This is a genomic window from Arthrobacter sp. NPDC056493 (assembly GCF_042795115.1).
Classification (GTDB): domain Bacteria; phylum Actinomycetota; class Actinomycetes; order Actinomycetales; family Micrococcaceae; genus Arthrobacter.
Window position 1 is genome coordinate 1 of record NZ_JBHTSL010000022.1, and the last position, 21,367, is coordinate 21,367.

General features: G+C 63.8%; 17 protein-coding genes. 11 read left to right on the forward strand and 6 right to left on the reverse strand.

The genetic code is table 11. The annotated features are described in order from the left end of the window. Positions 1-279: 279 nt before the first annotated feature. Positions 280-912 (forward strand): flavin reductase family protein, encoded by a 633-nt coding sequence (locus ACFQ50_RS11095; protein ID WP_377995577.1) that lies wholly within the window; start codon positions 280-282, stop codon positions 910-912. Between the two features lie 54 nt (positions 913-966). Here ACFQ50_RS11095 and ACFQ50_RS11100 read toward each other — a convergent pair whose 3' ends face one another. Both ACFQ50_RS11100 and ACFQ50_RS11105 read right to left on the reverse strand, forming a co-directional pair. Next, positions 967-2,349 (reverse strand): SLC13 family permease, encoded by a 1,383-nt coding sequence (locus ACFQ50_RS11100; protein ID WP_377995578.1) that lies wholly within the window; start codon positions 2,347-2,349, stop codon positions 967-969. A 10-nt stretch (positions 2,350-2,359) separates the two neighbouring features. After that, positions 2,360-3,178, reverse strand: a complete 819-nt coding sequence (locus tag ACFQ50_RS11105) for an Asp/Glu racemase (RefSeq protein WP_377995579.1) — start codon at positions 3,176-3,178, stop codon at positions 2,360-2,362. A gap of 188 nt (positions 3,179-3,366) precedes the next feature. On the opposite strand from ACFQ50_RS11105, the gene ACFQ50_RS11110 reads away from it, so the two are divergent. Next, positions 3,367-4,152 (forward strand): IclR family transcriptional regulator, encoded by a 786-nt coding sequence (locus ACFQ50_RS11110; RefSeq protein WP_377995580.1) that lies wholly within the window; start codon positions 3,367-3,369, stop codon positions 4,150-4,152. Between the two features lie 117 nt (positions 4,153-4,269). Here ACFQ50_RS11110 and ACFQ50_RS11115 read toward each other — a convergent pair whose 3' ends face one another. Then, positions 4,270-5,307, reverse strand: coding sequence for a LacI family DNA-binding transcriptional regulator (locus tag ACFQ50_RS11115; RefSeq protein ID WP_377995581.1), 1,038 nt, complete (start codon positions 5,305-5,307; stop codon positions 4,270-4,272). 414 nt (positions 5,308-5,721) lie between these two features. On the opposite strand from ACFQ50_RS11115, the gene ACFQ50_RS11120 reads away from it, so the two are divergent. The 9 genes from ACFQ50_RS11120 to ACFQ50_RS11160 all read left to right on the forward strand — a co-directional run bounded on the left by ACFQ50_RS11120 (position 5,722) and on the right by ACFQ50_RS11160 (position 16,747). Beyond that, complete coding sequence (locus ACFQ50_RS11120; protein ID WP_377995582.1) at positions 5,722-6,765, forward strand: sugar ABC transporter substrate-binding protein; 1,044 nt, start codon at positions 5,722-5,724, stop codon at positions 6,763-6,765. A 69-nt stretch (positions 6,766-6,834) separates the two neighbouring features. After that, entirely contained in the window at positions 6,835-8,412 is a 1,578-nt protein-coding gene (locus tag ACFQ50_RS11125; RefSeq protein ID WP_377995583.1) for a sugar ABC transporter ATP-binding protein, read from the forward strand. A 39-nt stretch (positions 8,413-8,451) separates the two neighbouring features. Further along, positions 8,452-9,510, forward strand: coding sequence for an ABC transporter permease (locus tag ACFQ50_RS11130; RefSeq protein ID WP_377995584.1), 1,059 nt, complete (start codon positions 8,452-8,454; stop codon positions 9,508-9,510). Between the two features lie 62 nt (positions 9,511-9,572). Then, positions 9,573-10,523 (forward strand): aldo/keto reductase, encoded by a 951-nt coding sequence (locus tag ACFQ50_RS11135; RefSeq protein ID WP_377995585.1) that lies wholly within the window; start codon positions 9,573-9,575, stop codon positions 10,521-10,523. A 43-nt stretch (positions 10,524-10,566) separates the two neighbouring features. Further along, positions 10,567-12,219, forward strand: coding sequence for a GMC family oxidoreductase (locus ACFQ50_RS11140; RefSeq protein WP_377995586.1), 1,653 nt, complete (start codon positions 10,567-10,569; stop codon positions 12,217-12,219). 36 nt (positions 12,220-12,255) lie between these two features. Then, the gene (locus tag ACFQ50_RS11145; protein ID WP_377995587.1) at positions 12,256-12,969 is read left to right on the forward strand and encodes a gluconate 2-dehydrogenase subunit 3 family protein; all 714 of its coding nucleotides are present in this window, start codon (positions 12,256-12,258) and stop codon (positions 12,967-12,969) included. A gap of 149 nt (positions 12,970-13,118) precedes the next feature. Continuing rightward, complete coding sequence (locus tag ACFQ50_RS11150) at positions 13,119-14,111, forward strand: LacI family DNA-binding transcriptional regulator (RefSeq protein WP_377995588.1); 993 nt, start codon at positions 13,119-13,121, stop codon at positions 14,109-14,111. A 180-nt stretch (positions 14,112-14,291) separates the two neighbouring features. Continuing rightward, entirely contained in the window at positions 14,292-15,383 is a 1,092-nt protein-coding gene (locus tag ACFQ50_RS11155; protein WP_377995589.1) for a nitrilase-related carbon-nitrogen hydrolase, read from the forward strand. Positions 15,384-15,604: 221 nt separating this feature from the next. Continuing rightward, complete coding sequence (locus ACFQ50_RS11160; protein WP_377995590.1) at positions 15,605-16,747, forward strand: Gfo/Idh/MocA family oxidoreductase; 1,143 nt, start codon at positions 15,605-15,607, stop codon at positions 16,745-16,747. Positions 16,748-17,118: 371 nt separating this feature from the next. Here ACFQ50_RS11160 and ACFQ50_RS11165 read toward each other — a convergent pair whose 3' ends face one another. The 3 genes from ACFQ50_RS11165 to ACFQ50_RS11175 form a co-directional block, all read right to left on the reverse strand. Further along, on the reverse strand, positions 17,119-17,742 hold the full coding sequence (locus ACFQ50_RS11165; RefSeq protein WP_377995591.1) for a TetR/AcrR family transcriptional regulator: 624 nt from the start codon (positions 17,740-17,742) through the stop codon (positions 17,119-17,121). Positions 17,743-17,831: 89 nt separating this feature from the next. Next, positions 17,832-19,508 carry an amidase gene (locus tag ACFQ50_RS11170; RefSeq protein ID WP_377995593.1) on the reverse strand — a complete coding sequence of 559 codons (1,677 nt, stop codon included), beginning with the start codon at positions 19,506-19,508 and terminating at the stop codon, positions 17,832-17,834. Further along, positions 19,498-20,949 (reverse strand): purine-cytosine permease family protein, encoded by a 1,452-nt coding sequence (locus ACFQ50_RS11175; RefSeq protein ID WP_377995594.1) that lies wholly within the window; start codon positions 20,947-20,949, stop codon positions 19,498-19,500. The genes ACFQ50_RS11170 and ACFQ50_RS11175 overlap by 11 nt, the downstream gene beginning before the upstream one ends. Between the last annotated feature and the right edge of the window lie 418 nt (positions 20,950-21,367).

Here is a 21,367-nt window from a genome sequence, read left to right on the forward strand (position 1 = left end):
CAAGCAGTCCGGCCTGGGCCGTGAAGGCGGCCTGGAGGGCATCGAGGAATACCTCTACACGCAGTACATCGGCATCGCCGACCCCTACGCCGGCTGATTTCGCCCTGCCCCCGCCAGCCGGCGGGGGCAGACCTTCCGGCAGGGGGCGACCCGACAACCGTTTACCTTCGGCAAACCTTGAGGGACTCGGGATGGGCTGTGGACGGGAAGCCGAATGCTCTCGAGCCCGAATGTCTTCGGGATACCTTCGCCGTTGTGTTGCCTGCGTAGGCTGAAGTCATGCGAAAAGATTTTGATCCCGGCGAACTGTCTTCGCGGGACTTTTACCGGCTGTTGACAGCCGTTGTTGTTCCCCGGCCGATTGCGTGGGTCTCGAGCAGGTCGGCTGAGGGCGTGGACAATCTCGCTCCACATTCCTTCTTTACTGTTGCATCAGTGGATCCGCCGATCGTCCAGTTCACCTCGGTGGGGGAGAAGGATTCGCTGCGTAACATCCGCACGCGGGGAGAGTTTGTGGTGAACCTGGCACCTGCCGGGCTGATGGCCGAGGTGAATGCCACGGGCACGAATTTTCCACCGGACGTGAGTGAGTTCGACGCGGCCGGCCTGACACGGGAAGCAGGGAGCACTGTCGGCGTGGCCAGGGTCGCTGAGTCGCCGGTGGCCCTGGAGTGCCGGCTGCACAGTACGTTGCTGATCGGTGACTGTGTTTTGGTGTTCGGGGAGGTCACCCATGCCGTGGTTGATTCGGGCGTTCTGGATGGCAGCCACCCGCGGATCGACCTGCTGGAGCCGCTGGCACGGTTAGGGCTCGATGAGTGGGGCACCACGGGGTCGGTCAGGGAAATGAAGCGGATCCGCAGGGACGATTGGCCTGGCGGATTCCGCCTGCAGGACCGCTCGGAGGACTGAGCCGTTGCGGGGTGCCTGTATGGTCCCGGGCACCCCCGCAACGGGGCTTGTTGGTTAGCCGAGGCCGAGCTGGACGAAGATGACCCAGACGAGGAGCGGCACCATACCGATCATCGCGATCGCCCAGAGCAGCAGGGCCCGGAAGAACATCCGCTCATCCTTGGGCTGGGCGCTGGCCATGAGCAGCGCCCCGCTGGTGGACATCGGGCTGACGTCCACCACGGAGGAACTGATGGCGATCGCCGTGATCACGCCGATGGGGGAGAGCACCGGATCCATTGCGATGGGAGTGACAATCGGACTGATCACTCCAAGAGTGCCGGTAGTGGAGGCGAAGGCGGAGACGACCGCGACCACGTAGCTGGCGATCAGGGCGGCGAGGGAACTGTCGCCCAAACCGGCGATACCTGCCTCCAGTTCCTTCAGGGCTCCCATTTCTTCGAGCAGGCCCACATAGGTGACGATACCGGTGACCAGAATGATGGCGGACCAGGGCATGCTCTCCACGGCAGGCTTCTGCACGCCTGGCTTCACGCAGATCAGCACCAGGGCGACGACGAGCGAAGCCACTCCGACGTCGATGCCCATAACCGTCGTCAATACCAGCAACCCTCCCAGGCCGAACAGGGTCAGGACCCGTATCGGTGTTGCGGCGACCTTGATCGGGCCCTGACGCGAAGCCGGGTCGGTGGCCACCTGCGCCGGTGCTGCAACGGTGAGCACCGAGGTCCCCGGGCCGCCGGCAGTGCTCCGGTCCGCCCCTGGACGTACGGGGTCCTGGCTGGCATCGGCTCCGGTCGCGGCCGATTCATCACCGCTTTCCCGTGCAGCGCGGCGTTTCATGATCCACTGCACAAGGACGTAAGCGAGGACCGCGAGGACGGCGTTGAACACGAAGCAGTAAACGTACAGCTTCAGGGAATCGGCGGATGCTCCTGCCTCATCGAGCATGACATTGGCGAGGACGCCGAAGGGGTTGACCGGTGAGAATGCGCCGGCGTTTGCACCCTGGACGATGACCAGGCCCATGGCCAGCGTACTGATGCCGAACCGGAGACCAAGCGCCAGGGCCACCGGAGCGACGATCGCGATGGCGGCCGGCGTGAAGGCCCCTGCCGAGGCGAGAACGGCGGTCAGAAGGAACATCAGGATGGGAACGAGCACCTTCCGGTTGCCGGCGAGGCGCTCGGCCCAGTAGGCGAGCAGGTCGATGGTGCCGTTGATCCTCACGATGGCGAAGAGCAAGGTGGCGCCGACGAGGATGAAGAACAGGCCGGCCGGGAACTGGCCGATGACTTCCTTGATGGGCATGCCAACGAGCATGGTGCCGACGCCGAAGGCGGCAACTAGGGCAATCAGTCCGGCATTGATCCTGGTGAACGAACCGATGGCAAAGGCGGCCACAAGGATAATGAACGCGATAAGGGAGGTGGACATGGGGGTCCGCTTAGATCGTCGCGCCGGTCAGGGCGCGCGTTCCCGAGAGCAGGCTGCCGGCACCCGCAATAGCCGGAGCGTGGCCCAGGGCTTTCAGGATCTCGTACGTCGTTGCCGTCGCCGCGGTGATGACCGGCAAACCGAGTTCATCTTCAACAGCCTGGACCGCCGGGAGTGAAGGCATCTGGACGCAGGCGGAAAGAACAATGGCCTGCGCGCCTTCGCGCTTGAGGTTACGCGCGATACCCGGCAGATTCTGCGGGTCCAGGCAGCCGACTGCCAGGTTGTCGGCTACTTCGAGACTGGTTGCGTCCAGGACCGTGATTCCGGCGCCCTCGATGTACTCGACCACCATCTGGGTCAGCGGCTTCATGTACGGGGTGATCATGGCAACCTTCCGGACGCCCATCTCCTGAAGGGTTCGTACCAGCGCTCCGGCGCTGCTGGTGACCGGTGCCGGGTGCCCGTTCCCGGCTGCAGCAGCGGCGATGACCTCTTCGGACCCGGCATGGGCTCCCGGCCCCTGCGCCATGACAGCCACGAGGCAGGCGTAGGCGATGACGTCCACGTCGGCGTCCGACACGGCTTCGGCGCAGCCCGCAGCCTTGCCCACCATCGCCAGAAGCTCTTCACGGTTGACGTTCTTCATGCCCGCCCTGGCGGAGTGGAAGGTGTACTTGTGCCCGGTGGCCTCGGACTGGCGGCGGAAGAGCTCGGGCAGCTCGGTTTCCATGGTGGTGTTCGAACTGGGAACGATCAGGCCGACGCGGGAGGCGCCTGGACGCTTGGGCTCGGCGGCAATTTCACAGGTGACTTCAGGGGTGCTCATCGTTTTCTCCACGACGTTGTGCTGACAGGAAAACCCACAATCCGGGTTGATGTCCCATGATGTGGGTTCAGTGGCCGGAATGTCAAACAGATCACACGGCGCCTCAGGGAGAGCCGCCGGATCATCGCTTCCGGTCTGTCTAGGATGGAATCCCCGCAGGGTGCGGAATAAGGGCAGAAGGGATCACCGTGTCATCGGACCAAGGCTCAAGCTCCTCACCTCTTCTGGTGCTTCACAAGGTCGCCGAGATTCTGGGCTGTTTCTCAGTCGGCGAACCCGAGCCGACCCTCCAGCAGATCATCCGGCAGACCGGACTGCCCTCCAGTACCTGCCAGCGGCTCGTTCAGAACATGGTCCGGGAAGGATTTCTGGACCGGGACGGAGACCGGTACCGGATCGGGATCGGCATGGTCCGCTGGGCCGCGCCCGGCACCCTTGGGCTCGACCTCGTCAAGCTGGTCAAGCCCGTGCTGCAGCAACTGCGCGACGAGACAGGCGAAAGTGCATGCCTCTACGTCAGGGACGGGGCATTCCGAACGGTGGTCGCGGTTGCAGAAACCCGCCACGTGGTAATGCGGCCTTTCATGGTCGGAATGGTGATGCCCCTTCACGCCGGAGCTCCTGGCAAAATTTTTCTCGCGTATGACCCGGACGCCTGGAGTTCGTTGGGGGAAGCGGAATTGAGCCGCTACACCCCTGCCACCCCCGGCACCCTCGAGCTACTCCGGGCGCAGGCGCAGGCAGCCCGGGAGCAGGGTTACTACGCAGCCTTCGGTGAGCGCAACGAAGACGTCGGATCGGTCAGCGCACCCGTTTTTGACCATACCGGCCGGCTCGCCGGTGTGCTGGGACTGGGATTTCCCACTCAGCGCATAACGCCCGGTGACGTGCCCAGGCTGGGTCCCATCGTGGCGCGTGCCGCCGCCGCCGCCAGCAACGCGCTGGCCTACCAAAATGTGACGCATAAGGACTAGGGGCAGTCTGTCCGCCGTCCCGGGTGTTTGTCCTGGGTGTGTACTGTCTGCCGTTGCTCCGGCAAAGGTGCTGGCGGAAGCGGAAGTACTGGCCCGTAAGTCGAGGGTTGCGAGATTTCATGTCTTCGGGTGGGCTGTGCTTTGGCGGACCACGAGTTGGGCCGGGACGAGGGTGATGCCGGGTCCGGTGGTGTGGGTGCGGAGTTCCTGGAGGATGTTGTCGACGCAGCGTTCGCCGATGTCGGCGAAGTTCTGGTGGACGGTGGTGAGCGGGGGAGTGTAGGAGGAGGCTTCTGGGACGTCGTCGAAGCCGACCAGGCTGATGTCTTCGGGGACGGATTTTCCTTTTTCGCGGAAGGCCCGGAGCAGGCCGAGGGCCATGTGGTCGTTGGCGGCGAACACGGCGGTGCAGCCGGGTTCGTCGGCGAGCCGGAGCCCGGCGTCGTAGCCGGAGTCGGCTGACCAGTCGCCGCGGATCACGGGCGGGACTGGTTTGCCTGCGGCGGTGAGGGTGGCGCGCCAGGCGGCGGCACGGCGTTCGCTGGCGAAGGATTCCTCGGGGCCGGCGACGTGCCAGACCGCCTCGTGTCCGAGGTCCAGCAGGTGCTGGACGGCTTTGTGGGCGCCGTCGGCCTGGTCGGTGTCCACCACGCTGTACTGTTCGCCAGCGTCGGAATCCACGACGACGACCTTCACTCCCGGGGGCAGCGTCACTGTCGCTGCGTCCAGGAGGTGGACCTCCATGATGGCGATGACTGCGTCGACGGCGAGTTCCCCCATCCGGGAGAACGCGCCCTGGATCCCGGCCTGCGTCGGTGCGGTGACCGGGAGAAGTGTGATGGCGAAGTCCTGCCTGGCGGCGTGGAAGGCAATCGCCTCCAGGGTGCGCATGTTCCCCAGCGAGGACAGGGAAAACGTGATCACGCCGATGGTCCGGAAGCTGCCGCGCTTAAGCGCCCGGGCCGCGCTGTTGGGCCGGTAGCCCAGCTCGTTCATGGCCGCAATAACGTGCCGGCGGGTGACGTCGCGCACCTCGGGGCTCCCGTTGGCAACCCGCGACACGGTCTGGGTCGAGACTCCTGCCAGCACGGCGACGTCCACAATCGATACGCGGTTGTGGGGTGCCTCAGCACGGCTATTGCCTGCATTTTTCATTTCGGTTTCCGCGGGAAGCCTGTCGCTTGGCGTCATGGCAGTACGTGACCGGCCTGTTCCTTCAACCGGGTCATGCCAACTGGATCTGAACACATCTTTCCTGCCTTGTTGCCAGGGCCGCTTCGACGGCACCGAGGGGAACAACCGTGATTCGAGTTAGCGATAAATCAGCACCTTAACCAAGCGTGTCGCGCTCGAGCGCATCGGATCTTCCCCCATTTTGAGCGGTTTTTGAAGGAAAAGCCAGTGATCCATCTATTTTTAACAAATTTTCGGAAAGGTCTTGATAGTGCGCTAACTCAGCCTGTAACTTATCTCACTAAGCCCCACAGCCGGGGCGATCACGAACACGAGGGAGTGTTGTTCATGCAGAGAATTGGAACTGGAAGCCGTCGAAACAAAAGGCTTGCCACAGTGGCACTGTGTGCTTCCATCCTGACGGTCGGCACGCTCGGGCTGGCCGGCTGCAAAGGTGGCGCCGCCGCGGACGGCGGGGCTGAGAAAGCCTCCGGCAAGGGGCTGGTTATCGGCTGGAGCCAGCGCGGCATCAGCGGCAGCGACTGGTGGAAAACCCTCGTTGAGGGCGGCCAGGCTGAGGCCGGCAAGGTCGGGGCGCGGCTTGAACTCCTGGACGCCAATGGCGACACTGTGCGGCAAAATGCCGATGTCCAAACCCTGATCACCAAGGGCGTTGACGTCGTCGTCATGAATCCGAATGACCCGATCGGGGTCGGCCCGTCAATTCAGGCATTGAAAGACGCGGGCATCCCGGTTGTGACAGTCAATTCGAGTGTAGATAAGTCTCTGGTTCCGGACATGTTCTGCTACGTCGCGGAGGACCAGGAGCAAACCGGTTCGCTCGCGGGCAAGGTGGCTGCACAGCGGGCACTTGAGAAGTTTGGGGACAAGGGGAAGATCAAGATCGTCGGGATTGGAGGCTTCCCGGGCGATGTGCTGAGCGACCTTCGGTTCAATGGCTTCCTGACGGGCTGGAACAGCGTCATGCAGAAGCATCCAGGCGTCACCACCGTGAAGCTTGACACCAAGTACGGGGAGTGGAAGCCGGACAAGGCCCTGGCGCCGATCCGTGATGTCGCCACGGCCAATCCCGACCTCAAGGTCATCTACAGCATGAGCGATGTCATGCATGGCGGCATCGTGCAGGGCCTGCAGCAGGCCGGCCTGTGGGGGGATGGGATCATCATGGCCAGCTATGACGGCGGCATGGGAGCCATCAAGGAGATGGTGGACAACCCAAAGGGACCTCTGCAGGCGGACGCGTCCAACCAGCCGTGGGACCAGGGAGCTGCAGCCGTGCGCATGGCAGTTGCCGCTGCCCAGAGTGACCAGTCCCAGTGCCCGGGCAAGACCAAGTACATCGATACGACCGTGGTCACGCCCGCTGACGCGGCCAAGTACTACGTCCCCGGCGACACCTACGTCCGCGCCAAGGACTAAACCTGCAGGCCCGGACAGCAATCTACAGCCGGCCCGTTCGGCCCCGAAAGTCCCAGATAAGGAACATCTATGTCCGCCAACAATCAGGCACCGGTGACATCAGCCACCGGGACCGCGGGAGAATCCCTTTCAAGTGCCCCGGAGCTCGAACTCGAGGCCATCACCAAGTCTTACCCTGGCGTGAAGGCGCTGAAGGGCGTCAGCTTCAGCGTCGGCCGCGGATCGATCCATGCGTTGGCCGGGCAAAACGGGGCCGGCAAGTCCACGCTCGTCAAGATCCTTTCCGGCGCCGAATCCCCGGACTCCGGGGGCATCCGCCTGGGTGGTGAGCTCCAGCGTTTCCGGGATCCAATGGATGCCCAGCAGGCTGGTATTCACACCATCTACCAGGAACTCTCGCTCGTTCCTTCCCTGTCCGTGGCCGAGAACATTTTCCTGGGCCAGCTGCCACTGCGCGGCAGGGCGGCGGTGGACTGGCAGCGGATGCAGGCGCAGGCACGGGCGGCCCTGGACCGGGTGGGTTTCGACCTTGACGTGCGCCGCCCCGTCGGCAGCTACTCCACGGCAGAGCAGCAGGCGGTGGAACTTGCCAAAGCGCTGCACAAGGACGCACGGGTCCTTCTGCTGGACGAGCCGACATCTACGTTGCCGATGCCCGATGTCGAGCGGCTCTTCACCGTCCTGCGGTCCCTGTCGGAGCAGGGCGTGACGCTGCTGTACATTTCCCACCGTATGGATGAGCTCTTCTCGCTCTGTGATGCAGTGACCGTGCTGCGCGACGGTGTGAACGCCGCGGATCTGAAGACGGCGGACTCCAAGCCCTCCGACGTCGTCACCGCGATGGTCGGGAAGAGCCTTGAAGGATCGATTGCCGACGCGGCATTGCGTGGAGAACGCTCGCCGCGCCTCGGTCCCGGCCCCCGGGAGAGGGTCATCCTCTCCACCGGTGACCTCTCGGAGCAGGGGTACGTGGACAAGGTGTCGTTCGAACTGCGCGAGGGCGAGGTCCTCGGACTCTCCGGGCTGATCGGCAGCGGCCAGTCAGAACTGGCTGGCCTCATTGCGGGTGCGCGGCGGCGGACCTCCGGAGAGATAAGCGTCGACGGGCGGACGGTGGACTTCCGTGCGCCGCGGGACGCGATCCGCCGCGGGATCGGGCTGCTGCCGCAGGACCGGAAGGCCGCCGGCTTCATCCCTGACATGGGTGTGGCCGGCAACATTACCCTGGCCAGCCTGCCGCAGTTCAGCCGGCTGAGCGTGATCCAGTCACGGCGGGAACGCAGCACCGCGGCCGACATGGTCGACCGCCTCGGCATGAAAGTATCCGGGGTGACCCAGCCCCTGAAGACACTAAGTGGCGGGACCCAGCAGAAAGCCATCCTGGCCCGGTGGCTTGTCCGCCAATCACGCATCCTCGTGTGTGACGAACCGACCCGCGGAGTGGACGTCGGGGCTAAGGAAGACATGTACGAGCTCATTCGCGAATTCGCGCAGGCCGGAGGAACCGTCGTAGTGGCGAGCTCGGAGATCACCGAGGCGATGATGTGCGATCGCGTCCTAATCTTGGCCCGTGGCCGAGTCGTCGCAGAACTCGACCACGACGACATCGACCCCTCCGGCAACGCCATCCTCGAGCGCTTCGCCTGACGGCGCCCATCCACCAGACTTCTATCCAGGAGAACAACCATGTCCCGGACCCTGTCGCCCCTGCCTCAGCGCAGTGACACCACGTCCCCATCCCCGAGTATCGCCTCGCGCCTGCGGGGCAGCGCCCTGCGCGCCCTGCCAAAGAGCTACCTCATCCTGGTGCTCCTCGTGATTATCGCGGTCGGCTATTACGTATCGGACGACTTCCTGACGTTCCGCAACGCCGAAAACGTGATTACGGCCGCCTCGATCGTCGTCGTGCTCGCGATCGGCCAATACTTCGTCATACTCACGGGCGGCATTGACCTCTCCGTAGGCTCGATCCTGGCGATGTCCACGGTCCTTACGGCACTGACCTTGCAGGCCGGAATGCCCGCCGGCGCGTCTGTCGTGTTCGTGCTTGCCTGCTGCGCTCTTGCCGGACTGATCAACGGCGTCCTCGTCGTGTGGTTGAATATTCCCCCGTTCATCGCGACGCTGGCCATGATGAGCGCCGTCAAGGGCTTCAGCTACATTATCCAGTCAACAAGCCTGATCGAGATCCGCGACCAGGGGCTCATTGAGGCCTTCTCCCGCGGCAGCTTTCTCGGCATCCGCAACCCGGTTCTGATCTTCATCATCGTTGCCGTGGCCGCCGCCCTCGTAGCCAAGTACACGACGTTCGGCCGCTCGCTCTACGCCATTGGCGGCAACCCGGAGGCCTCACGGCTTTCGGGCCTGCCGGTCGCCCGGAACCTGATCGTCACCTACACCATCTCCGGCGTTCTGGCGGGCCTGGCAGGGCTGGTCGCCGCGGCCCAGCTGCGGCAGGGAAGCTCCCTCATCGGCGTAGGTTACGAACTGGACGCCATTGCAGCCGTCGTCGTGGGCGGCGCCTCCCTGATGGGAGGCAAGGGCGATCCGCTGAACGCAGTGATCGGCGTGTTCATCCTGACGACCATCATCAACATCATGAACCTCGTCGGGATCTCCTCCGAGCCGCAGCTGGTGATTAAGGGCGCAGTGATCATCCTCGCCGTCTTCCTCTCCAGCGCAGGCGGCGTCCAGAGGATCTCCGGCTTCTTCTCCAAGCATTTCCGGCGAAGCCAGGCCGCCTAGAACCCGGGCCGATTTACCCGCCTACCCACCTTCAACCCATTCAGCTTCAGAAAGCAGGAATCATGTCCATTCGCCCCTTCGGCCGCACCGGTCTGACGGTCTCCGATATCTGTGTCGGCACGAGTGCGCTCGGCAGCTTTCCCGCCCAGTACGGTTACGAGGTCGATGAAGACACCGCCGTCGCCACGATCCACCGCGTCTTCGACGGGCACTTCACCTTCATCGACACGTCCAACGAGTACGGCGGAGGTGCAAGTGAAGAGCGGATTGGCCGGGCGATCGCCGAGCGCGGCGGCATCCCCGAGGGACACGTCGTCGCCACGAAGGTTGACCCGGTTCCCGGCAGCACCGACTTCTCCGGTGACCGCGTCCGCAGGTCTGTCGAGGAAAGCCTCGAGCGCCTCGGCCTCGACCAGCTCCAGCTCGTCTACCTGCACGATCCCGAGAAGATCCCGTTCGAGGAGGGAGTGGCCAAGGGAGGCCCGCTCGAAGCCCTCATCGACCTCCGGGACCAGGGTGTTATCCAGTACCTGGGCGTCGCCGGGGGCCCCATCGATCTGGAACTGCAGTACCTTGCGACGGACGCGTTCGATGCCGTGATCAGCCACAACCGCTACACCCTCGTGGAACAGACCGCCGAGCCGCTCCTGGAGGACGCAGCCCGCCGCGGCGTCGCCTTTGTCAACGCCGCCCCGTTCGGCGGCGGGATGCTCGTCAAGGGACCGCGGGCCGTCCCGCGCTACTGCTACGCACCTGTCGACCAAGCGACCATCGACCGTGTCCTGCGCATGGAAGCGTTGTGCGGGCAGCACGGCGTCCCACTCGCCGCAGCTGCCCTGCAGTTCTCTGTGCGCGACGAGCGCGTGGCGTCCACCATCGTCGGAATGTCCCGCCCGAGCCGCATCGAAGAAACCCTCGGTCTGCTCAACCATGACATCCCGCAGGAACTCTGGGACCAGCTACTGCCTCTTGCAGGCGCCGGCCGGAACGGCATCGAAGCCGTGACGGTCTGACAGCCGGGGCGCGAAGCAGGAATTTACGAAAGGAACCAAAATAATGACCAGGAAGAAGCAGCCCGAGCCGGTCGATGTCGTCATCGTCGGCGCCGGCGCCGGCGGGGCCACCGCGGCAAAGGTGCTGTCCGAGGCCGGCCTGAAGGTAGTGGGCCTGGAACGGGGGCCATGGCTGAAGCCCGAGCACGCATCGGGAGACGAGCTGAAGTTCCTCAACCGGAACTTCATCTGGCAGGACCCGAAGGTCAAGCCGCGGACCTACCGCCCCAACGATAAGGTCGAGGCGGAAATCACGAACTTCTCCGCCACGCCGCAGGTCGTCGGCGGCGGCACCACCCACTGGGGTGGCATGGTTCCGCGCATGGCCGAGAGCGATTTCAAGCTGCGCAGCCTGCACGGTGATGTTCCGGGCGCGAGCCTGGTCGACTGGCCAATCTCCTATGACGAGCTGGAACCGTATTACACGCGCGTTGAGTGGGAGTTCGGCACGTCGGGCCTGGCGGGGGCGAACAAGTGGGAGGCCTGGCGCAGCCGCGGCTACCCGACCAAGCCGTCACCGCTGAGCCAGATCGGGCGGACCTTCGCCACCGCGATGTCCAAGCTCGGCCATGGCACCTTCCCGATGCCGCAGGGCATGGTGACCGAACCCTATCGGGGCCGCCAGCCCTTCAGTGAGAACGGCTTCTGGCAGCAGTACCCGGACCCGGGCAGCGGCAAGTCATCGACGCTGATCAGCTTCATTCCGGACGCGGTCGCGACCGGGCGCTATGACCTCCGCTCCGACTCCTATGTCAGCGAGATCCTCGTCGGCAAGGACGGCCGCGCCACCGGTGTCCGCTACCAGGACGAAGACGGCGACGAGTTCGTCCAGCACGCGAAAGCCGTGATCGTCTGTGGCGGCGGCATCGAGACCCCGCGCCTGCTGCTCATGTCGAAGTCCGGGCTCTTCCCGGACGGCCTCGGCAACGGCAACGGCATGGTCGGTAAGAACGCGACCTTCCACCAGTACTCCTTCTCGGTTGGCTTGTTCGACCGTGAAGTCAGCGACCCGCTGTACGGGTGGGCGGGCCACTACATGAGCCTGTGCTCATTCGACTTCTACGAGACGGATGAGAGCCGCGGCCACATCCTGGGGTCGCTGATCTTCCCTTCGATGATCGGCCACCCCGTGAACTGGAGCTTCCCCGGCCGGCCGACCTGGGGCCAGGCGGCCAAGGACGCGGACCGTGAGTTCTTCAACCACAGCATGAAGATCGGGGTCTTGCTGCATGATTTGCCGGTTGAGGACAACCGCGTCGATCTTGACCCGAACGTTAAGGACGCCTGGGGTCTGCCGGTAGCCCGTATTACCCACACGCCCCACTCCAACGACTTCGCCCAGGAACGGTGGCAGGTTGCCAAAAACGGGGAGATCCTCGAGGCCGCGGGGGCGAAGAAGGTCATTCCGGTCAACATGGAGCGGATCACGGGCAACACCTCCCACGAACTGGGCACCGCCCGCATGGGCAATGATGCGGCAACATCCGTCGTCGACCGCTGGTGCCGCTCCCACGAGGTACCCAATCTTTACGTTTTCGACGCGAGTTTCTTCCCGACCGCGACCGGTATCAACCCGGCCCTGACGATCATGGCGAACGCCTGGCGGTGCTCTGACCGGATCCTTCAGGTCGACCGCCACGGCTGGTCCGAAAACTGATTCACCCTTCACAGGACACGAAAGGACAGATCTCACATGGGACAGGCGGAATGGGCTACGGTGCCCATCTCAACCCGGGACGTCGACGGCCCGGTCTTCTTCACCGAGCACGAGTGGAAGACGATCGAAGCGGCTTCGGCCCGGATCATCCCCACCGACCACCACCAGGGTGCGCGTGAGGCCACGGTGGTGCGCTTCATCGACCGGATGCTGGCGGGTACGCAGTTCATCTTCCCGGCCGCGGACGGCCTCGGGTTCCTCCGGATGGAGGGCCGCGACGAGGCCGCGTGGCAGGAACGCATCAGGCAGCGCCGGGAGTTTTACCGCGAGGGCGTCGTGGAGTTGGACCGGCTGGCCAAGGAGCGCGCCGACGTCGAGTTCATCGAACTCCCGGCAGGGGACCAGGACGCGGTGCTCGAGACACTATCGGGTGCGGCGAAGCCAGACGCATTCTCGCTGCAACACTCCGAGACCGGTCTTGGGGGCGCGCCGGCAGGAAACCAACCGGTCAACGAGGACTTTCTGGAGTTCTTCCCGCTGCTAGTGCTCAACACCCGTCAGGGGTTCTACGGCGACCCGGTGTACGGGGGCAACGAGAACCGCGTCGGGTGGGGTGTCATTGGCTTCGATGGGCCCCCGTCGCTGGCATCAACCATGGACGGCAGCTACACGACCCGGAAGTACATGGTGGAGGGGGCAGAGTGGCCATACGACCAGCATCCCGAAGTCCTGCGCTACCGGCGCCCGTGACAGTTGACGCGCCGACCGGCGCCGCGCTGCGGGGCCGGTCGAGGGTGACCGGGGATAATGGAGTGGTGTCCACGACCCCAGCGCCCTCGGAAACCCGTACCTCCAACGGTCGTGGGGAGCGGCTGGCATCCAGGTCAAAGGCCCCCCGGATGTCCGACGTTGCCAGGCTCGCCGGCGTGTCGCAGCAGACGGTGTCACGGGTTGTCAGGGGGGCATCCAATGTGGATCCGGACATCCGCCAACGGGTCGAGCAGGCCATTGCACAACTGCGGTACCGGCGAAACCCGGCGGCCGCGGCTCTCGCCAGTAACCGGACCATGACGATCGGCGTTGTCAGCTTCGAACTGTCGGTCCTGGGGCCAACGGTGGCCTTATACGGTATTTCCGAGGAGGCCCGGCAACACGGCTATGCGACGCGTTTAGTCACGCTGGCAAGTCTCCGCCGGGACGATATCCGGGCCGCTTTCGAGTCCATCAACTCGGACACGGTTGACGGCGTCATCGTACTCGCGCCTCTCCTCGATGCCATAACGGTTCTTGAGGGCCTCGACATCGGCGTTCCCGTGGTTACATTCCAGCAAGGATCGCAGCCGAGTCCGACCAGCGTCTCCGTTGACGAAGTGCGGGGAGCGCGGATGGTGGTGCGCCACCTGCTGGACCTCGGGCACGAAACAGTGTGGCACGTCCAAGGCCCGCCGGGCTGGATGGCAACATCCTCCCGCGTCCAGGGCTGGGCAGCGGAACTGGGGGCGGCTGGACGCTTCGTTCCGACCCCGCTCCCAACGTCCGACTGGTCAGCCGCCGAGGGGTACCGCGTCGGCCGTGAACTTGCCGCACGGAAGGACGTTACGGCGGTCTTTGCCGCCAACGACCCCTTCGCGCTGGGTGTAATCAAGGCCATGGACGAGGCCGGGCGCAATGTACCGGGCGACGTCAGCGTTGTGGGCTTCGATGATGTCAAAGAGGCCCCGTTCTTTCGGCCGGCATTAACCACGGTGAAGCTCGATTTCGAAGCCATCGGCCACATCGCTGTAACCCGCATTCTGGCCATGATCAAAGAAGAGGCAGAGGGAAACATCCCCCTGCTGGAACCGCGCCTCATACTCCGCGACACCACAGCATCACCTCGAAGCCAGCGCTGACACCAACCGCGCCGGCTGACTACACCCATACCCAGGCTGGACACCCCGCCTGCATAAACGGGCTTTAGCCCACCTCCTGAAAAGCGCAAAGACCTCAGGTCTTGCAATTCCCTACCTAACCGGAATACCGTGAGTTAGCGCTAACTCGGGTACTCGAAGAAGAGAAAAGAGAGAAAAACAATGGTCGATCCATTTGTCGTCGTAGCGGTTTCGCCGCGGACCATCAATGTGAAAAATCCCGGCGACGGCGTAGCCAACGTCAAACGCATCAACGAATTCATCGACACGGCAGTCATGGTCGGGGCCTGGGAGGGCTCTCCGGTCAAGCTGGTCGTCCTGCCCGAAATGGCGATCCAGGGCATGATCGCCAACACGCCCGGGAACCGGGAGAAGGAGCGCCACTTTGCCGTGACGATCCCGGGGCCGGAGACGGACGAGCTGGCGAAAAAAGCGGTGGAACTCAACACCTACATCGCTGCCGAGCTGTACATGGTCAAGGACGAGGACTTCCCGGACCGCCACTTCAATGTCGCCTTCATCATCGATCCGCAGGGCGAGATCATCTACAAGCGCTACAAGGCCACCAGCGATGCCTACGAAGGCGGCATGCTCGGCAACATGAACCCGCACGACGTGTGGGATGAGTGGATTGAAAAGAAGGGAAACGGCAACGCAATGGACGCCATCTTCCCGGTGGCGAAGACCGAGATCGGCAACATCGGCTACGCCATCTGCCACGAGGGTGTCTACCCCGAGGTGCCGCGTGGGCTCGCGATGAACGGCGCCGAGATCATCATCCGGGGCACGCTGATCGAGCCGGCCGTCCAAAACGGCATGTGGGAACTGCAGAACCGGGCGCACGCCATGTTCAACTCGGCGTACGTCGTCGCTCCGAACCTGGGGCCCGAAGTCCGTGAGGACGGAAGCATGCAGGACCTGTTCGGCGGCCAGTCCATGATCGTCGGTCCGCGGGGGCAAATCCTGACCAAGCAGCAGGGCTGGACCTCGGGCGACTCGTTCGTCTGCACCACGATCGACATCGAGGCGCTCCGCCGCGCCCGTGTCGCGAACGGCCTGTACAACCAGTTCAAGGACCTGCGCACCGAGCAGTACCGGGTCATCTACGACAACCCGATCTACCCGAAGAACCAGTACCTCGATGCACCGCCGAGCGAAGGCTGGCTGGGCCGGGAAGACTCAACACGGGCCGCCAATATCGAAAAGCTCATCGAACGCGGTGTTCTCACCCCGCCATCCGGCTACAAGGCCTAACGTGGGGGAATTGGCCGGGGAACACGTCGCGTGGACCCCGGCCAATTCCACGATGGCGGCCATGCCCGTTGGAGACCGGGCAAGCGGCGCCACGATATGGAATACAAAGCCACTCGTGCCGGCCGCTTCGCCGTCCGGAGCCGGCGCCGGTCGAAGCCGGACCGAGACAAAGGGGAGGCGGCTTTGCCTGTGTTCACCATCCGACCGAAAGAGGATGCTCAATGACCCGCCAGCCGCTGACCGGCGAAGACCACGAATCAGGGCCGAAAGAAGCAACAGCAAGTGACAGGCTTTCACTGCGGGCCGCTATTCTCGGCTTCGGGATATCCGGCCGTGTCTTCCATGCCCCGCTCATTCAGGCAGACGATTCCTATGTTCTGGAAGCCATCGTCACTTCAGACCCAGAAAGGACTATGGCTGCCCGGGCAAGTTATCCGCGTGCCCGGATCATTCCCACCGCTGAGCAACTGTTTGCCAAGGTGGATGAAGGGGAACTGGTCCTGGATGTTGTCGTCATCGGCACACCTCCCCTCAACCACAAGCAGCTGGCCAAGGCAGCCCTGGAACGGGGCCTGCATGTCGTCGTCGACAAACCGTTCGTCCCGTGCTCTGAAGATGGTGAAGAGCTTATTGCCGCGGCGGCTGAGGCCGGCCGGTGCCTGACCGTGTTCCAGAATCGGCGGTGGGATGGTGATTTCCTTACCCTCAAGCAGCTGATTCGCGACGGAGCGCTCGGCAACGTCCGCACCTTTGAATCCCGCTTCGAATGGTGGATGCCGGATGGGTTCCGGAACTGGCGGGACACGGCCCTGCTGGCTGAGGGAGGGGGGATACTCCACGACCTCGGCGCGCACCTGATCGACCAGGCCATCCAGTTGTTTGGCCCGGTCGCGGAAGTCTACGGGGAAACCGCCCGTCATGTCGGTCCCGATAAGTCCGATGCAGACCAGGATGCCTTCCTCTCGCTTCTGCACCGGTCCGGAACGCGATCCCGTCTGTGGATGAACGGTGGAGCTGCCCGGCTGGGTCCCCGTTTCCACGTCCTGGGCTCCCAGGCCGCCTACACGAAATGGGGACTTGACGGACAGGAAAAGACGCTGGGGGAGGGCATGCTCCCAACCGATCCTGAATACGGTCTTGAATCCCCGGAAACATGGGGGACATTAGGCGTGCCTGGATCCTTTCGGGATGAGCCGACCCGCCGGGGCGACTATCCGCAGTTCTATGCGCAGCTGGCGCATGCCTTACAAACGGGGAGCGCTCCACCTGTTGATCCCAGCGACGCTGTTGAAGTCCTCAAAATCATCGAGCAGGCTCGCCGATATGGAGATTTCGTCAACTTAGTAGCTGGGCGAGTCGGATGAGTCATCGTCCCAGGGACGAGACGTAAGCCGGGGGAGGGACGCTCAACGCTCCTCCGACATCTGTGGGTGCAGGGTGGCCAGACTCCTCAGGCCAGGCCACCCTGCGCTTAGCGTGTGCCTGTTACTGGCTCGGCGGGGACTTGTGCGTCTCTTGCACGAGTTGGGTGCAGCATTCGCCGATCATGATGGTGGTGATGTTGGGGTTGATGGTGGTCAGTTCCATTTCGGGGTTTCCCTTGTCTGAGGGGCTACCGGTGCAGGTTCGCCGGGATTTGGGCATGGCCGCGCAGGGTAGCTCGTTTGCACGTGAGAGCGGCCCGGGTGGCGGCGAAGGTTACTGGAGGTGTATCAGGGCTGGGCGTGACCCGTAGTTAGTTTTGAAGCTGGCCGCGGAGTGGCAGGGGCGGATCGAGTTGGAGTTCACGGGTCACTTCGTGCTCCAGCCACGTGAGCAGCGTGGTTGCTTCCCGGGTGTTGAATCCGACGACCAGCTGCACACCGAAGCCGTCGATCATGGAGGTGATCCGCCATGCAGCGGCCGCGGGGTTATCGGTGACGAAAACGCGCGCCTCGATGCCCTCAAGGATGACCTTCTCCACCGATGATCGCCAGAACTTGTCCTGCTTGCGCAAAATGTCAGCCATCCTCGGATCGATCCTGGCCGCGGTCCATGCCTCCAGCCACAGAGTCCAGTCACGGATGTTGCCGTGCGGGATGTAGGCGGTGAGGACGCGCTGAAGGCGTTCCGACGGGCTTCCCGGTGCGGCCATGGCTTCCTCGAGAAGATCGCTGGATGTCCGGGTGTAGAGGCCGTAGGCCTCTGCCATCAGATCCTCGCGGGAGCGGAAGTGGTAGAAAACCACGGATTCGCTGATGCCCAGGGCTTCGGCAACATCGGCCGCCCGCGTGGCGTTCATGCCACGCTCCTGTATCTGGTCGAGGGTAGCGCGCAAAATCTCGTTGCGGCGGGAGCTCGCGGACTTGCGCACGATCATCTTTCCATCCTAGGCCGCCCCGGGCTCCAGCCGGGCACTGGTGCGCGGATGGCCGGGTTCCGTGTCGGCAGCCCGTTCGGGCCTGCTGCCTAACGGGATCCCGCCGCATTCTCAAACTCCACGACGGTGCAGGTCGGATCTGGCCGGTAACTGCGGCAGATGCGCAGGGTCAGCTGCTCGAGGCGCAGCAGTTGTCCGGCGCGGAAGCCGGCCTCGCCGGGGAGGCGCACAACGTGCCGGCCCATGCGTACCGCTTCCTCGAACTTTTGTGCGTTGGGCGCCCCGCCCGTATGGCGGGACGTTGGCAGCTCTGGCAGCCGCCACGGGTTGGCGCGTTCCCAGGCTGCGGCGAAGCCGAGCACGAGCCGGTCCGTAAACTTTTTTCCAACGATCTGCAGCCCGACCGGCAGACCTTCGACGGTCTGCCCCGAGGGAACGCTGACCGCCGGCTGGCCGGTCAGGTTGAACGCGTAGCAGAAGTGGCACCAGTCATCTCCGTCACCGACGACCGCAGCCCCTTCGATCGCATCCGGCTGACGCTGAATATGGGGGAAGGCTACGCATTCCATGGTGGGAGTGAGCATCAGGTCATAATCGGCCATGAACGCTTCCCACTGGGAGGTGAAGGCGTGGCGCGCGTTCCGTGCCCGGGCGTAGTCCGCTCCGCTGATCTTCATTCCGGCCCTGATCAGCAGTTCCGCATCCGAACCGATCAGGCCGCTCTCAAGCAAGTCCCCCTCGGACGCGACGTTGTCAGCGAATGTCAGGGTGTTCCAGATCCCCAGCGGGTTCTTCACAGGCGGGTGGGCCGGCGTCAGGTTCGCGCCGAGTGCTTTTAGCCGGTCGATGGTGGCCCGGAAGGCATCCCGGACCCGGTCGTCGACCGGGATGTAGCCCAGGTCCTCGCTGTAAGCGATACGCAAGTCTCCAAGCCGCGGAAGGGTCGCCGCTGCTCCGCTGCGGGGTGCGTCATGGGTTGTCGGGTCGCGGGGGTCGGCTCCTTCGATGACCGAGAGGGCCAGGGCGGCGTCTTCGACGGTGGCGGTGAGGGGTCCCAGGTGGTTCAATTCGTACCAGCCCGGCCAACCCGGTGTGCGGGGTACCCGGCCGAAGGTCGGCTTCAGTCCAACGATGCCGCAAAAGGATGCCGGAATACGGATGGAGCCTCCGCCGTCGCTGCCAATGGCGATGGGTACCATGCCCGCCGCGACGGCAGCGGCAGCTCCGCCACTTGATCCTCCAGGGGTGCGGTCCGCAGACCAGGGGTTCACGGTGGTGCCGTATAGGTCGTTGCTGCAGTCGCCGCGGTAACAGAACTCGGGCAGGTTAGTCCTGCCCACGACGATGGCACCGGCGGATACCAGACGCTCCACGACGGCGGCGCTCTCCGGGGGCCTGAAGCCAACCAGTGCCCGCGACCCGGCCGTGGCTTCGTGCCCGGATTCCCAGAGGGAATCCTTGATGGCTACCGGCACTCCGGCCAGTGGTCCCACCGATTCTCCACGCGCGACGGCCTCATCGATTGCGGCCGCGGCCTGTCGGGCGGCGTTGCCCCGGACTTCAACGAAGGCATTGATGCTCGTATTGGCTTCCGCGATGCGGGACAGGCTGTCCTCAATGAAGGCCACCGCGCTCCGCTGCCCCGAGCGCACCGCCGCGGCGATCCCGGCTGCCGTAGGTGCTGTCACACCGGCTTCCGGCTGGCCGGCCTGGGCTGTCAGTGCGGATTCGTATGTGCCGGAGTTGGCGGTCAGATTAGTGAGCATTGGGAAGAACTCCTTCTTTAATAGCCATCTGTCGCTCTGCGGCGACGTCCAGGTTGCGGCATAGAACCAGGTAGAGCAGGCCTGCGACAGGCAGCCCAACGAAAATTGAGATGTCCACACCGGAGAGGGCGTCCGCGGCGAACCCGGTGAACGGCGTAGTCACCATGAAGGGGACCATCGCGACCAGTGCGGCGAGGTAGGCGAGGTTGCCGCGCCAGCCCCAGCGGCCGTAGACACCATTGGGGTTGAAGATTTCCTTGATCAGGTACCGGCCCTTCCGGACAAAGAAGTAGTCGATCAGGTTAATGGCGGTCCAGGGGGTGAAGAGATACGCCAGGAAAATCAGCACGTTGCCGTAGAAGGCGTTGAAGCGCTCCACGCCGACGAACTGCGCGGTGCCCCAGACCAGCAGGAACATGACCGCGATTGCCCCTGCACGTACTTTACGGCTGGGTTTGACCGGCTTGATGGAGTCACGGATCGAGATCATGGACATCATGCCGCCATACTGGTTGATCGCCATGACAGAGATGAGCCCGAACAGCAAGCCCAGAACGGCGATCCAGCCAAAGCCGGGGAACAACCGGTCACCGGCTTCCCTCACTGCCTCTACCGGGGTGGCGGACGGGCCCGCCGTCGCTGACAGCACAGCGCCGAGGAAGAACACCCAGATCGCTGAAAGGCCGCTTGACAGGTAAGTCCACCAGAATGTGGACCGGACGCCCACGTTGGCGGGCAGGTAGCGGGAGTAGTCGGAGACGTAGGGCGCCCAGCCGAGCTGGAAGCCGGCTGCAATAACGAACACCGTCATGAAGTGGTCGGCATGGAACGGGCCAGGTTCGAAATCGCCGCGGGGTAGCTGCGAATCAGTCAGTGCAGCGATGGTCAGCAGTACCATCAGCCCCAGCAGGGGAAACGTGAGCAAGCGGTTGATCTTGTGGATCCAGTGGTAACCGTACAGGGCTATAAGGGCAGCTGCTCCCGCTGCGAGCAGGTAGCCGACGCTGGTATCGGCTCCCGTGAGGGTGTGGAAAGCGTCAGCCGACAGGATCGCGTCGGACGTGTTGTAGGCGATGTAATTGATCAGGGCGAAAATCCAGACCGTCACAGCCGCCCCGATGTAGCCGAATTGGGGCCGTGACTGCACCAGCTGGGGCAGCCCCAGCTGGGGTCCCTGAGCGGAATGGGATGCCATGAAGAATGTCCCGAAAAGTGCCCCCAGCGTAGCGGCGATCAGAGTCCAGATCAGGCCGGCGCCGATGCTGAGCGCGGTGACCCCGGTGGCCATGGCCGTTAGATTAATGTTGCCGACAAACCAGATGGCACCCAGGTTGGACACTTTGCCGTGCCGTTCGTGCTCGGGTACCCAGTCGATCGAATGGAGCTCGATTCCCGGGGATTTTAGGGATTCGCCGCCAGTCGGCGTGGAAGACCCGCTCATTGATGCGTCCTTGGAAGGGGTTTCCCGCCGGGGGATTTGGAAAGAATGCTCAATGTTGCCTCCTTGCAACTAAGGCGTTTCAAAAATTGGGGAGTGTTCGCGAGGATGTGTGCGTCCAGGCGAAGTAGCGTGTGATGGCCCTTACTGAGTTATAGCTCAGTAAGATTGCAAAGGTCAATGGGCGCCGGCATCGAGGCCCGCTTCGGCGGAACAGGTAGAAGCCTGACTGCGAGCACTTGACGGCAGGGGCCAGCTCAATCACGATTGGTTTCACATGATGCCTAGAGTTGCTGAACAAGCAACAGATACTTCAAGGCAAAACAGACCCCGGAAGCGCGAAAATCCAGGGAGAGCCAGCCCGCTCAAGGTGGCATTCGAACCGACAGGCTGGCAGGCGGCTGAAGGACTCACGTCTAAT